The sequence below is a fragment of the Streptosporangium sp. NBC_01639 genome, assembly GCF_045209755.1.
Lineage (GTDB): Bacteria > Actinomycetota > Actinomycetes > Streptosporangiales > Streptosporangiaceae > Streptosporangium.
The window spans coordinates 3,972,213-3,985,012 of sequence record NZ_CP109272.1; the positions used below are offsets into that span (position 1 = coordinate 3,972,213).

Below are 12,800 nucleotides of genomic sequence, written 5' to 3' on the forward strand. Positions count from 1 at the left end.
GCCCGGGCCGGCCCTTCGGCGGGCCCGCACGGACTAACCGCCCGGCTGGGACCGGCTGCCCGTGTCACCGCCCCAGGCCACCGGTCCGCCCCGCGAGGCGCGCACCCGGGTCAACGTCCGGTCCATGAGCAGGACGGTGAGGTAGCAGCCCGCGTCGAGCGGGCTCACCTTCCGCCTCGCCACCAGGGAGACCAGGGAGCTCAGCCGCAGCCGCCCCTCTGCGGCGGACCGGCCCAGCTCGGCGAGCTGCCGGTTGCCCAGGCGCACCCGCACCCGGCGGCTCAGATGGGCCGAGACGGTCCGGGCCGGGCGCACCAGCGACTGCGCCTCGGTCACCACCACCCGCTCGTGCGGCGCGAAGCCGCCGTGCGCCCAGCCGTCGTCGGAGATCACATCCGGCAGCGGGAAGACCCTGGCGTGCCCCTGCTCGGTGAGCACGTAGACCCCCACCCCCGCCAGCGCCCGGAACGGTGCGATCAGCTGGTCGTGCACCTTGTGCAGGCGCCGGGCCACCCAGCCGACCCCGTCCAGATCCCAGACCGGGACGGGGGCGCAGGCCAGCACGCCGGGCCGGTCCGCGGCGGCGACGAGCGCGCGTACCGAGTCGGCGCTCAGCCCGACGTCGGCGTCCAGATACACGCGGGGGAAGGTCCGGCAGGTCCCGTCGCCGAGTCGCAGCGCGTTGGCCTTACCCGGCACCGGCGTCTCCACGACGCGGACACCGGCCTGTCTGGCGGCCTCCGCCGTGCGGTCGGCGCAGGCGTTCGCCACCACCACCACGTCGAACTCGCCCGGGGCCGTTCCCGCGAGCAGCCGTCGCAGACCGCTCGCGATGACGGCCTCCTCATTGTGCGCGGGCACGACGACGCAGGCGATCGGCTGCCGCCTGCCAGGCCGCCCGGACTCCGGCGGAACGTCCTCATCCGCAGCGTCGTTCACGCCGAACGCCTCCCGACCACCTTGAGAAAGGGCTGACGAGTTGAGAGTAGAACGAAGCAAAATCGACGGTGTGCTGTTGTTCATACCGACGCCGCACCGTGACGACCGTGGGCTGTTCACCAGGACCTTCGACACGGCCGCCGCCGAGGAGTCCGGGCTGGACCCCGCACGCTTCGTGCAGGACAGCCAGTCCCGCTCGCGGCGGGGGACGATCCGCGGGATGCACGGCCGCTCCGGCCGGGGTGAGGCCAAGCTGGTGCGCTGCGCGCGTGGAGCGGTGCACGACGTGCTGGTCGACGCCCGCCCCCATTCGCCCACCTTCGGTGAGCAGACCTCCGTGCTGCTCGACGACGAGACATTCGTGACCCTCTACGTTCCGCCGGGGATGCTGCACGGCTTCCAGGCGCTGACCGAGCAGACCGACGTCTGCTACCGCATCGACCGGGAGCACGACCCCACCGAGGACCTCTCCGTACGCTACGACGCCCCCGGCCTGGAGATCCACTGGCCGCTTCCCGTGTCGGCGATCAGCGAGCGGGATCTTTCCGCCGGATCATGGGCACAACTGCGGGACCGGCTATGCCGTCCCGGCGCGATGGAGTGAACGACGATGCGATGGGTCAGTCTGTTCGCCGCCGTCTCGGCGGTCACCCTGACGTTCCTGGCAGGATGCACCACCTCTCCGCCCGAGGGTCCGACGAGCACACCCACCGGCACCCCCGGTAGGCCCACCACCGGCGCCGGCACGTGCCCCGAGCATCCGACCCCGGCCTGCACCGGCGTGCCGCCCGGCACCAAGCTGACCGTGCGGGCCCTCAACGAGGACGGCGCCGCCTACCGGGTGAGGACCCCCGGCACCGTGCTGGACGGCGTGCACATCCCCGGGGACCTGCTCGTCCACGCCGACGACGTCACGATCAGGAACAGCCGGATCGACGGGCTCGTGATCAACGCCGACGGGCCCAGATCGTTCCGGTTCACCATCACCGACTCCACCATCGGGCCCGCCAAGGGCTGCCAGACCCTGCCCGGCATCGGACAGGACAAGTACACCGCCACCCGGGTGCTCATCCGCGGGCACGGCGACGGCTTCCGGGCCTCCGGGGACGACATCGTCATCCGGGACTCCTACGTCGACCTTTGCTCCAACCCGGGCGACCACTCCGACGGCATCCAGACCTACAACACCGGAAAAGGCCTGATCTTCGACCACAACACCGTCGACCAGCGCCACGCCAAGGACATCACCGCACCGATCTTCCTCGTCGACAAACAGATCGTCGACGCCGTCATCACCGACAACCTCGTCATGGGCGGCACCTACAGCATCCAACTGAGAAACGGACGCGGAAAGCTGATCATGCGCGGCAACAAACTGGTCGACAAATCCTGGGTTTACGGTCCGGTCGATTCCGAGTGCAAAATGATCGACTGGGCGGACAACTGGCTGGTGACGATCGACGCGAACTACCGCATCACCTCGACCGTCGGCCCGCTGACCTGCACAGGATGACCTCACGGCCGAATTTCCCCATTGTTGGGCCATCGGCCCGCACACCCTCACCTGCTCGAAAGGTCGAGTAACGACATACCAGACAATCGTTAGTTGATAACGCTTCTGGGCAATACTCGCGAAACTGATGCGTCGCTATGACCTCAACCGCAACAATGGCCTCTGCGCGAGGACCAAACGGACACATTGTCAAGCCGATCACAAATCGGCGCGGAGGTCAGAGAAATGGCCAGTGCACGCTCCCCACGCCGTGGTGGAAACAGCGAAGGCGGGTTACCCCGCCGCCGGAGGTCGCGCTCAGGGCCGGCGACAGCCCTGATAGCGGCCCTTGTGGCGGTTACCGTGCCCACTGTCTGGTTCATCACCCGTAGCGACGTCACCGTCGAACAGGCGGCCGCAGCCCGGCCCGCGCCCGCCGCCGAACCGCAGGAGCCCGAGGAGACGAGCTTCTGGTCGCCGGACGCCGAGGTGAAAGCCTCACCACGGGCCGACCACGCCCCCGTCGAACTGGGGATGCGATTCACCGCCGCCCAGAGCGGCGTGGTGACAGGCGTCCGCTTCTACAAGGCCCGTGACGACAAGGGCAGGCACACGGGGAGCCTGTGGAACGCGGACGGCAAGCGGCTGGCCGGTGTCACGTTCGCCGGAGAGAGCGCGTCGGGCTGGCAGGAGGCCCGCTTCGCCTCGCCGGTGCGGCTGACGGCCGAGGAGCCCTACACGGTCTCCTACCACAGCGAAGACGGCAACTACGTGGGCACCAAGGGCTTCGACGCCACCCGCTCGGGTCCGCTGGCCACGACCTCCCGCGGTGCGGGAGTGTTCGGGTACGGCCAGAGCTCCTTCCCTCGCCGGTCGCATCCCAGGGGCTACAACTACTGGGTGGACGTGATCTTCCGCTGGCACCACCGGCCTCCGTCACCGGTCCCCACCGGGCCCCCCGCATCGGCGCCCCCCGCATCGGCGCCCCCCGCATCGGCGCCCCCCACGTCGGCGCCGCCCACCGAGAGCCCGGACGGGACGCCGAGCACCGGCACCACCGGCCCGGACCGGACGGCGGAGCCGGATGCCAGTCCCGGCCCGACCCGGACCGCGGATCCTGAGGCCACTCCGGGCCAGACCGATGGTCCGGGCCCCAGCGCCACCCCCGGCCCGAGCCGTACACCGGAGCCGAGCGCCACGCCCGATCCGACCGGGCCCCCCGGCCCCACCGGCACCGGAACCCCCGATCCCAAGCCGACCGGGACACCCACCCCCACCGGCACTTCCGGTCCCAAGCCGACCGGGACACCCAGGCCCAGCGCCACCGGGACCGATGATCCCGGCCCCGCTCCGACCAAGCTCCCCACGCCGAAGCCCACGCCGAAGCCGACGCTGACCGCGGGACCGACGCCGACTCCCGAACCGGACGGCAAGGGCTGCCCCGCCTACCCGACCCCGGCCTGCACCGGCGTGCCGCCCGGCACCAAACTGGCCATGAGCGCCCTCAACGAGGACGGCGCCGCCTACCGGGTGACCGCTCCCGGCGCGGAGCTGAACGGCGTGCACATCCCCGGCGACCTGTTGATCAACGCCAACGGCGTCAAGGTCAGGAACAGCCAGATCGACGGGCGTGTCATCAACGCCGACGGCGACGACACCTTCTCGTTCACCATCACCGACTCCACCATCGGAACCGCCAAGGGCTGCCAGACCCTGCCCGGCATCGGACAGGACAAGTACACCGCCACCCGGGTGCTCATCCGCGGGCACGGCGACGGCTTCCGGGCCGCCGGCGACGACATCGTCATCCGGGACTCCTACGTCGACCTGTGCTCCAACCCGGGCGACCACTCCGACGGCATCCAGACCTACAACACCGGAAAAGGCCTGATCTTCGACCACAACACCGTCGACCAGCGCCACGCCAAGGACATCACCGCACCGATCTTCCTCGTCGACAAACAGATCGTCGACGCCGTCATCACCGACAACCTCATCATGGGCGGCACCTACAGCATCCAACTGAGAAACGGACGCGGAAACCTGATCATGCGCGGCAACAAACTGGTCGACAAATCCTGGGTCTACGGTCCGGTGGAGGCCGACTGCGCCAAGATCGACTGGGCGGACAACTCGCTGGTGACGATCGACGCGAACTACCGCATCACCTCGACCGTCGGCCCGCTGCCCTGCATGAACTACTGACGGAGCCGGCCTGCCCGGTCGGCGGACCGGGTAGGGCGGCTAACCGCCCGCCCTGCCCGGTCGGCGGATCAGGTCCCTGGCGGCCTCGCCGACACGGGCCCGCCAGGGGGTGCCGGACTCGCGGTTCCGCCGGGCCGTCTCGACCGCGTCGCGCAGCAGCGACCCGGCGGCGCCGACCAGCAGGAACGACAGGCCGGTGACAGTGGCGAAGGACAGCAGGTCGAAGGTCGCCGCCCCGATCAGCGGGACGACCAGGCAGGCGGCGAGGGTGAGACCGAGATCACGGGCGCCGGGGTCGGTGCTCAGGTGGCGGGCCCGCAGGGCCGAGTAGATCCCGCACACGAACAGCGCGACGACCGTCGCGATGCCGATCAGCCCGGTCTCCACCGCGGAGAGAAGGTACTGGTTGTCGAAGACCTGGTGCTTGGGCGCGTACCAGGTGCCGGCCCCGCGCCCCAGCCACAGATGCTTGGCGACCTCGTAGCTGGCGACGGCGTAGTCGTGCGTGCGGTAGCGGACGCTGTCGTCGGTGCCGGCGTTGGCGAACAGGTTGTAGAAGGTGTTGATGAGCCCGGGAGCCACGAACCTCATCACGGCCAGGAATCCGAGCGCGACGAGCAGCGCCTGGATCCGTCGCCGGCCGGGCCAGCCGAGGAACATCACGAAGGCGACGCCCATCAGGCTCAGCACCGCCGACCGGGAGACCGAGAACATCAGGCCCATCCCGATCAGAGCCGAGCACAGCCACCACCGCAGGGCCGGCGCACCGCGCTCGCGGGCCTGGAACCCGTAGTGCGCGGCGATCGGGAGGAGCATCGCGCACACGACACCGAACTCGATGGGATGGCCGGTCGTCGCGGCGACCCGGCGGAAGTCGGATCTCTCGCTGACGAATCCGTCCTCGGAGGTGTAACGGAGACCGGGAAGCTCCAGATAGCGGGTGAGATCGAGGTCGAACAGGAACTGGCAGGCCCCGATCACCGCGATGACCGCGCCCGCCACCACGACGGCCTTGAGCACGAGGTCCAGGCGCTCGGGGCCGCGGACCCCGTCGCAGACCATGAGCGCGAGGCCGGCACCGGCCACCAGCAGGATCAGGGCGTGATCGGCGAGTTTGAGCTCGTCGGCGGGGAGGTAACCGTAGGTGGCGTACCCGAAGGTCGCCACCATCGCGGTCACGAAGACGAACAGCGCGGTGCGCACCGGGGTGCGCCCTTTCGCCATCCCCAGGGTGAGCGTGAAGTGCGCGCACAGCCAGCAGAGGGTGGCGACGAGGGCGACGAGGTTGGCCGGGGTGATCGACAGTGGCAGCACCCGGAACACCAGGCGGGCAGGGATGATCATCAAGGCCGCGACGAAGAAGCAGACCAGGGTCGCCCCGTCGGCACGCTGACGGACCGGGAGGACGAGGTCGGCAGGCACGGTCGTCATCAGCGCCGCACCGCCGGGCCCGGGGCCGGCATGCTGCCGTTGAGCGCGGACGCCTCAGCCGAGGGCCGGCCCGACTCCGCCGCGTCGACGTGGTCAGGGACGGCTGCGGCACCGTCCCGCTCGTCGTCGCGGCGCCGGGTCCGGCGCGTCCGGGCGAAGCTCTCGGCCGCGAACGCGGCGCACAGGCTCGCCACGGCGCCGACACCCACCGCCGCGGCGACGGCGCGCAGCTTCCGGCCGCGCTGGGCCGCCGGGTTGGTCGGCGGCACCGCCTCGTAGGTGGTGATGTAGGTGGCCCGAGGCGCCTTCACCGCCTCCTGACGCTCGAACAGCTCGCGCCTCGCCCGGGCGATGACCTGGGTCACGATGTCCAGCGCCCCCTGTGCCGACGCGCTCTCTCCCTCGATGAACAGGAAAGGCCCGGTGGCCAGCGACTCCAGGTTGTTGCCACCGTTGGTCACCTTGTAGGAGGTGTCCCCGCCCTCCACCGCACCGAGCTCGACCGCCATGTCCGGCGTCCCCATCACCGCGATGAGGATCGAGGCGGAGACGTTGAGCCCGTTGTCGAAGTTGAGCATGGGGTTGGTCAGGCCGTTCGGAACGTCCGGATTGCTCGGCAGACTGCCACCGGTGGTCGGCGTGGTCAGGATGAGCACCGCGCTGGAGATGTAGGTGGTGGGGATCGTCGAGTAGATGCCCGCGGCGACGGCGAGGGACAGCGCGAACGTCGGCATGACGATGTACCAACGCCGCAACAGGACGAGAACCGTCCCCCAGAAGTCCATGCGCTTCCTCCCCGAACCGGACAGCGGTCAACCGGACCGAAGCCTGCCAATGGTGGTGGCCGATGCTCTTACTTGTCGTGCTCGTCCCGGCCGCCGGCGCGCATGAACACGATGGTGTCCCTGCTCTGCTCCTCGCGGTGCCCGAACGGCTCCTCCTCCTCCTCGTCGTCGTCCACCACGACGACGAGCTGCATGGAGTCGTCGTGGAACGGTCCTTCCCCGGACTCGTCCGTCTCCGGCGCCGGGCGGACGTCTTGCGGAGGCGGCACGGGCATCGGCTCGGCCCAATGGTCGTCGTGGGGGAATCCGTCCGCGGCGCGCGGGGCGGGCGGAGGAACGTCGGTGACGACCCGCCGCCGGCTCGCCCGGACCTGTGTCACGCCGTACGCCGCCCCCAGACCGACGAAGAGCACGGCGAACAGCGCCCCGCCGGCCGCCGTCAGCTTGCCGGACATCTTGGCCTCGGGAGTGGACGAGGGCACCACGTCGACGACCGATATGAAGGTGGAGCGCGGGGCCCTGAGCGCCTGCTGGCGCTCCGTCAGCTCCTTGCGGATGCGCTGCTTCGCCTTGAGTACCACGTCCTGGGCCGCGGCGGCGGATCTGCTCTGGACCTCGACGTAGACGAAGGGACCGTTGGTGCTGATGCCCAGCAGATCCGGGTTGGTACGGCCGTCGTTGATGGTGACCTCGGTGGGACCGTCCTTCACCACGCCGAGGTCGGCGGCGACCTCCGGAGTGTTCATGGACAGGATGAGGATGCCGGCGGTGACGCGGAGGCCGTCGCTGAACTGGAGCAGCGGGTTGGTCAGCCCGATCGGCCGGGTGGGGTCGGATGAGAGCGTTCCACCGGTGGCCGGGGTGGTCAGCACCATGGACGCGGTCGACACGTAATACGTCGGCACCAGGAAGAAGGCCAGGAGGGCGGTGGCGAGCGAGAGCCCCAGCAGCGGGAGGCCGACGAGTTTTCGTTTGATGAGGCCGAAAATGGCTTTCCAGAAGTCCATATGTCTCCGCCCCCTATTTATGCCGGGGCACCGCCAACCCCCAAGGCAATACAGTTACCAATCGAGAAGTATGTGCTTCTCGTTACATCGGACGGACAAGGCTCCAGACCGGTCTCATCCCCACATGGGATGTTACGTCTGGCGACCATACAACGATAGACCCGTGGACAGCCCAAAAAAGGGCGGATACCAGGGCCCGCACCGGCCCGAGACGGGGGTTGATCGGATGACGTCCTCCGAAGAGGACATCCGGGACGGCTTGCCCGCCATCACCCCCGGTTCCGCGAAACGCAGCAGGATCGCGGGGCTCGACGGGATCCGCGGTGTAGCGGCCCTTTTCGTCATGGTGCACCACTGCTGGCTGCTGTCCTTTCCCGGGTATCCGGCCACCACCGGTCCGGGATGGCTCGGCTGGCTGGTGTACGGGCACTTCGCGGTGGTCGTGTTCATCGTCCTGTCCGGCTTCTCGCTGGCCGCCTCCCCCGCCCGGACGGCATGGCAGCTCGGGGGCGTGCGCCGGTTCGCCCGGCGCCGCGCCTGGCGCATCCTCCCGCCGTACTGGGCCGCCCTGGTCTTCAGCCTGGTGATCGCCTGGACACTGGTCCCCCAGCCGGGGGAGGGGGCGCCCACCGCGAAATCCGTGGCCGTCTACGGCCTGCTGCTCCAGGACCTGTTCGGTGCGCCGAGTCCCAACGGGGCCTTCTGGTCCATCGCCGTCGAGGCCCAGCTCTACCTGGTCTTCCCGCTCCTGCTGCTGATCCTCCGCCGGGCGGGCGCGGCCGTGATGCTGGCGGTCGTCATCGTGATCGTGACGGCCATCGGGCTGCTGGCACCCGGCGTGCCCCTGGTGGGCATGCTGATGCGGCTGACCCCCCAGTTCGCCGTGCTGTTCGCGATGGGGGTGGTCGCCGCGGGCGTCATCGGCGCCGAAGATCACGTACGGCGGCTGCCGTGGCACTGGATGGCGCTGCTCGCCGCGGTCCCGGTGTTCGCCGTGGTCGTGGCGCAGGGCTCCGTGTGGACGGTGGGAAACTACTTCTGGATCGACATGGCGCTCGGCCCCGCCGTCGGCCTGCTGCTGGGGGCGGTGGCGACGGGCCGGCCGGCGGCGCTGGTACGGCTGCTGGACCTGCGACCGGTCAGGAGCCTGGGTTCCTTCTCCTACACGCTCTACCTGGTCCACGCCCCGATCGTCGTGGTGCTGTTCCAGCTGGTCGTCGCTCCGCACCTGCCGGCCGGGCTTCCGTCGTTCCTGACCGTCCTCGTGCTGGCCGTACCGGTGAGCCTGCTGACGGCCTGGTCGTTCGCCGCGGTCTTCGAGCTTCCCTTCCAGCGTCACCGCAGCTGGCCCGCGCTGCGTACGGCGGCCCGGGCCAGGGCGGCGCGGATGCGCGCGGCCCTGCGCCCCGCGCCGTAACGGGTGGCCGGGCCGGTCAGCCCAGCCGGGCCAGGGCTTCGGCCTCGTACGCCAGCGCCAGCTCCTCCGGCATCGGGTCCAGGTCCGTGCAGCGCACGAAGTCGCGCAGCGTGGTGCCCGTGCAGGCCGCGTCCACGTTCGCCGCACCCCGGCGGGCGCGCACGTCGTCGATGTTCACGGTCCGGAAGTCGATGCTGAACCGGGTCCGGCCCGAGGTGTTGGGGACCGTCGAGTGCAGTTGCGCCCCGGAGAACAGCATCACCCCGCCCGGCTCGGGCACCACCCGGACCTGTGGGTCGAGCTCGACCGGCTCCTCGGGCCTCGGCTGCTCCCTGGTGTCGCTGCGCACATGCTGGGCCGCACTGAGCCGGCTGGTCTGGTTCCACTCGGCGTAGTCGTAGCGGGCGCTGCCGTTGCGCACCGGGCGGTCGAAATACTGCGGATGGAAGGCCATCACGTTCTCCGGCACCACCGGGTAGATGGGCATCCACCAGTTGAGCTGGTTGAACGGCGCGGAATACCAGCAGTCACGGTGCGGGTGGAAGGCGTAGGAGATGCCCGAGGTGAGGTAGTCGTTGGAAGTGGAGGTGCGCAGCCGGGGGACGTCGAAGTAGGTCCGGTCGAGATCGCAGCCGAGGCCGGCGAGGACGGCCGGCAGCAGTTCCTTGCACCGGGGATGGTGGATGAACCTCGGCTTCAGCTCGGCGAGCAGGGTCGCGAACTCCTCGACCGGCATCACGAACTGGGCGGTCTCCGGGTCAAGGCCGCCGAACGCCTCGGCGATCAGCTGGTGGGCGAGGCCGACGAGCTCCTTGGAGGCCGGTGTCGCGGAGTAGGTGAACACCTTCCCCTCATAGATCAGGCCGCGCCGGGTGTCGTCGTCCACCACGCTGTTGGAAAAGACGGTGGTCATCCTGACTCCTCTCCTGTTGGTCTGTCGTTCCGTGCCCGCGGTCCGTCGTGCACGGGCGGGCGGCCGTCCCCGGCGGGAACGGCCGCCGTTCAGCGGCCGGTCGCGGAGCGTTCGGCGAACCGGCCGCCGCGGACCAGCTCACCGGCCAGCCGCATCAGCTTGCGGCCGCGGTGGGAGGCCGTACGCCGCTGGCGGCGGGCGTACATCCGGTGCGCGGCGGCGCGCGCGCGGCGGCTCTGCTCGCCGGTGAGGCCGGACCCGCGCACCCAGTTCAGGAGTTCGAGGTATTCCAGGGTGGAGGAGAAGTGCGCCTGCCAGGCGGGCACCCCGAGCCGGCGCCCGACCACCCCGATACGCTCGTGCTTCCAGTTGCGGTGGGCGAGCACCTCCGGCACGTGGCCCCACGGCCCGGCCAGCGCGAGCTTGGCGGCGAACACCTCGTCCTCGCGCAGCATGTTGCGCCGGGGGATCTCCACGACGCGGTCCCTGCGCATCAGGCCGTACAACGGGTCGATCAGCAGGTGACTCTCGTTGAGCATGCGCAGCATCTCGGCGAACCGCTCGACCGGATCGTCGGAGCGCAGTCCCGTCCCCTCGTAGACGCCGGTCCGGGTGGTGCCGTCGGGATCGGTGTAGGCCACCTGCGTGGTGACCAGGATGAGCCGTTCGTCCTGCTCGAAGGCGCGCAGGGACCGGGAGACGCATTCGGGCGCCAGCCAGTCGTCGTCACCGACCCAGCGGAAGAACGTCCCCCGGGCGATCCGTCCCGCGTGGATGAAGTTGTTGAGCAGTCCCACGTTCCGCGGCTGCCGGTGGTAGACGATCCGGCTGTCGGACCGCGCCAGTTCCCGGCAGAACTCCTCGGTGTCGTCGGTCGAGGCGTTGTCGCAGATCACCAGCTCGATGTCCGCGTGGTCCTGCGCCAGCACCGACCTGACCACGCCCTCCAACCTGTCGGCGCCGTTGCGCACCGGCAGTCCGACGGACACCAGCGTGTCGGTTCCAGCCATCCGGTCTCCTTGGTGAGTCAGCGGGAGCGCGCGGGGATCAGATCGGTCACCCGGCCGCCCAGTTGCTTGAGTACGGCCTGCGGCACGACGACGAGGACGTAGGCGAGCAGCCCCGTGCCACCCGCCACGCACAGCTGGATCAGCGGAACCCCGCCGACGGTCCGGGCCAGCACCGTCATGACGGCCGCCGCGAGCACACCGCCCAGCAGCGGGCGGACCAGGGCGGCGGCGACCGGGGCCAGCACCACTCCCGCCCGGTGCAGGGCCAGGGTGGCCAGCGGCAGCGCGACCAGGACGGCGACGACCGCGTGCCCGATCGCCGCGCCGCGGATGCCGTCGACGCGCGCGCCGACCATCAGGGCCGGGATCAGAGCCACCGCCCAGCCCAGGTTGAGCCAGACGGTGGCCCTGGTGGCGCCCATCGCGGCCAGGATGTCGAACGCCAAGGCGGTCAGCATCCGCACCACCATCAGGATCGCCAGGAACCGCAGCACCTCGGCGGCGGGCGCCCAGCGCGCGCCGTACAGGAACACCACCACGGCGGGGGCGAGCGTCCCCATCAGGACGGCGACCGGCACCACGATGGAGAACAGCAGCGGCACCGCGCGCTGCACCCCGAGGGACAGCGACTCCTCGTCCTCCTCGGCGAGCCGGGAGAAGCTGGGCAGCGCCACATAGCGGACGGCGGTGCCGATGAGACCGGGCACCCAGCTGGAGATGTTGAAGGCCAGCAGGTAGAAGCCGAGCAGATGGAGGCCGAGGGCGTCGCCGACGATCACGTAGTCGGCGTTCAGCAGCAATCCCTCGATACCGAGGCTGACACAGAGCGGCAGCCCGAACACCAGCAGCTTCCTGGCGATCGCACGGTTCATCCCGAACTTGACGCGCACCCTGGCGTAGGCGACCACCAGCACTCCGGTGACCGCGGCGCCGCAGAGCTGCCCCCAGGCGAAACTGAAGGCTCCCGCGCCGCCGGCGGCGAGCACGATGGACACCGGGGCGTTCACCAGGAAGCCCACCAGGTTGGCCTTGGTGAGCTTGTCCTGCTCGAACCGGCGGAGCAGGGCCGCGCTGCGCACCGCGGTCAGACCGTAGACGAGGTTGGTGGCGCTGAGCACCCGGATCACCCAGGTGGCGTCCTCGCTCCCGGACGCGTCCGCGAAGTAAGGGGCGATGACCCAGAACACCCCGTACAGGGCGGTGCTGGAGGCGATGGCCACGATCGTCGCCGTGGGCGCCATGTCCTCCAGCCTGCCCCGCCACTGCACCGTCGCCGCGATGATGCCGGCGTCGTTGATGTGGATGACGAACTGGCTGGCGGCCATCGCGATGGCGTAGACGCCGAAGTCCTCCGGCGCCAGCAGACGGGCGAGGACCAGGCTCACGGCGAACGACCCGGCCCTCATGACCAGGTTGCCCAGCACGCTCCAGCGCAGCCCGCGACCGGCCTGCCGGCCGATCTCCCCGACCTGGGAGGCGGCCGTGTCCGGCCGGCCGGGCTCCTCGTCCGCCGCCACCGGTTCCTCGCCCTGTCTGTCTTCCATCTCGTACCTTTCACAGCCCGCCCGCCCTACCGCCACCGCCGTCTCAGCGCCGGGGTC

Annotated in this window: 11 protein-coding genes; 4 read left to right on the forward strand and 7 right to left on the reverse strand. The window is 70.2% G+C overall.

The genetic code is table 11. The annotated features are described in order from the left end of the window. Positions 1-33: 33 nt before the first annotated feature. Positions 34-939: a glycosyltransferase gene (locus OHA77_RS17925; protein ID WP_406319169.1), complete on the reverse strand. Its 906-nt coding sequence runs from the start codon at positions 937-939 to the stop codon at positions 34-36. Positions 940-1,009: 70 nt separating this feature from the next. Between OHA77_RS17925 and OHA77_RS17930 the strand changes: the two genes are divergently transcribed. From OHA77_RS17930 to OHA77_RS17940, 3 genes are all read left to right on the forward strand, one after another. Further along, positions 1,010-1,543, forward strand: a complete 534-nt coding sequence (locus OHA77_RS17930) for a dTDP-4-dehydrorhamnose 3,5-epimerase family protein (protein ID WP_406319170.1) — start codon at positions 1,010-1,012, stop codon at positions 1,541-1,543. Between the two features lie 6 nt (positions 1,544-1,549). Further along, positions 1,550-2,452 carry a hypothetical protein gene (locus OHA77_RS17935; protein WP_406319171.1) on the forward strand — a complete coding sequence of 301 codons (903 nt, stop codon included), beginning with the start codon at positions 1,550-1,552 and terminating at the stop codon, positions 2,450-2,452. 342 nt (positions 2,453-2,794) lie between these two features. Continuing rightward, positions 2,795-4,636, forward strand: coding sequence for a DUF4082 domain-containing protein (locus tag OHA77_RS17940; RefSeq protein WP_406319172.1), 1,842 nt, complete (start codon positions 2,795-2,797; stop codon positions 4,634-4,636). 39 nt (positions 4,637-4,675) lie between these two features. On the opposite strand, the gene OHA77_RS17945 is transcribed toward OHA77_RS17940, so the two are convergent. The 3 genes from OHA77_RS17945 to OHA77_RS17955 all read right to left on the reverse strand — a co-directional run bounded on the left by OHA77_RS17945 (position 4,676) and on the right by OHA77_RS17955 (position 7,859). After that, positions 4,676-6,067, reverse strand: coding sequence for an O-antigen ligase family protein (locus OHA77_RS17945; protein ID WP_406319173.1), 1,392 nt, complete (start codon positions 6,065-6,067; stop codon positions 4,676-4,678). Then, complete coding sequence (locus OHA77_RS17950) at positions 6,067-6,852, reverse strand: hypothetical protein (RefSeq protein WP_406319174.1); 786 nt, start codon at positions 6,850-6,852, stop codon at positions 6,067-6,069. The genes OHA77_RS17945 and OHA77_RS17950 overlap by 1 nt, the downstream gene beginning before the upstream one ends. Positions 6,853-6,920: 68 nt before the next feature. Then, a complete protein-coding gene (locus tag OHA77_RS17955) occupies positions 6,921-7,859 on the reverse strand; it encodes a hypothetical protein (protein ID WP_406319175.1) in 939 nt (312 codons plus the stop codon). A gap of 226 nt (positions 7,860-8,085) precedes the next feature. On the opposite strand from OHA77_RS17955, the gene OHA77_RS17960 reads away from it, so the two are divergent. After that, the gene (locus OHA77_RS17960; RefSeq protein ID WP_406319176.1) at positions 8,086-9,276 is read left to right on the forward strand and encodes an acyltransferase family protein; all 1,191 of its coding nucleotides are present in this window, start codon (positions 8,086-8,088) and stop codon (positions 9,274-9,276) included. 16 nt (positions 9,277-9,292) lie between these two features. On the opposite strand, the gene OHA77_RS17965 is transcribed toward OHA77_RS17960, so the two are convergent. The 3 genes from OHA77_RS17965 to OHA77_RS17975 all read right to left on the reverse strand — a co-directional run bounded on the left by OHA77_RS17965 (position 9,293) and on the right by OHA77_RS17975 (position 12,743). After that, positions 9,293-10,189: a hypothetical protein gene (locus OHA77_RS17965; RefSeq protein ID WP_406319177.1), complete on the reverse strand. Its 897-nt coding sequence runs from the start codon at positions 10,187-10,189 to the stop codon at positions 9,293-9,295. A gap of 89 nt (positions 10,190-10,278) precedes the next feature. Continuing rightward, positions 10,279-11,199, reverse strand: a complete 921-nt coding sequence (locus tag OHA77_RS17970; protein WP_406319178.1) for a glycosyltransferase family 2 protein — start codon at positions 11,197-11,199, stop codon at positions 10,279-10,281. A gap of 17 nt (positions 11,200-11,216) precedes the next feature. Next, positions 11,217-12,743 carry a lipopolysaccharide biosynthesis protein gene (locus tag OHA77_RS17975; protein WP_406319179.1) on the reverse strand — a complete coding sequence of 509 codons (1,527 nt, stop codon included), beginning with the start codon at positions 12,741-12,743 and terminating at the stop codon, positions 11,217-11,219. Positions 12,744-12,800 lie beyond the last annotated feature (57 nt).

Excerpts from the sequence above, each read along its gene's own strand:
- OHA77_RS17935 (WP_406319171.1), top strand. The coding sequence starts at position 1,550 with ATGCGATGGGTCAGTCTGTTCGCCGCCGTCTCGGCGGTCACCCTGACG.
- OHA77_RS17945 (WP_406319173.1), bottom strand. The coding sequence starts at position 6,067 with ATGACGACCGTGCCTGCCGACCTCGTCCTCCCGGTCCGTCAGCGTGCC.
- OHA77_RS17950 (WP_406319174.1), bottom strand. The coding sequence starts at position 6,852 with ATGGACTTCTGGGGGACGGTTCTCGTCCTGTTGCGGCGTTGGTACATC.
- OHA77_RS17955 (WP_406319175.1), bottom strand. The coding sequence starts at position 7,859 with ATGGACTTCTGGAAAGCCATTTTCGGCCTCATCAAACGAAAACTCGTC.
- OHA77_RS17960 (WP_406319176.1), top strand. The coding sequence starts at position 8,086 with ATGACGTCCTCCGAAGAGGACATCCGGGACGGCTTGCCCGCCATCACC.
- OHA77_RS17965 (WP_406319177.1), bottom strand. The coding sequence starts at position 10,189 with ATGACCACCGTCTTTTCCAACAGCGTGGTGGACGACGACACCCGGCGC.
- OHA77_RS17970 (WP_406319178.1), bottom strand. The coding sequence starts at position 11,199 with ATGGCTGGAACCGACACGCTGGTGTCCGTCGGACTGCCGGTGCGCAAC.
- OHA77_RS17975 (WP_406319179.1), bottom strand. The coding sequence starts at position 12,743 with ATGGAAGACAGACAGGGCGAGGAACCGGTGGCGGCGGACGAGGAGCCC.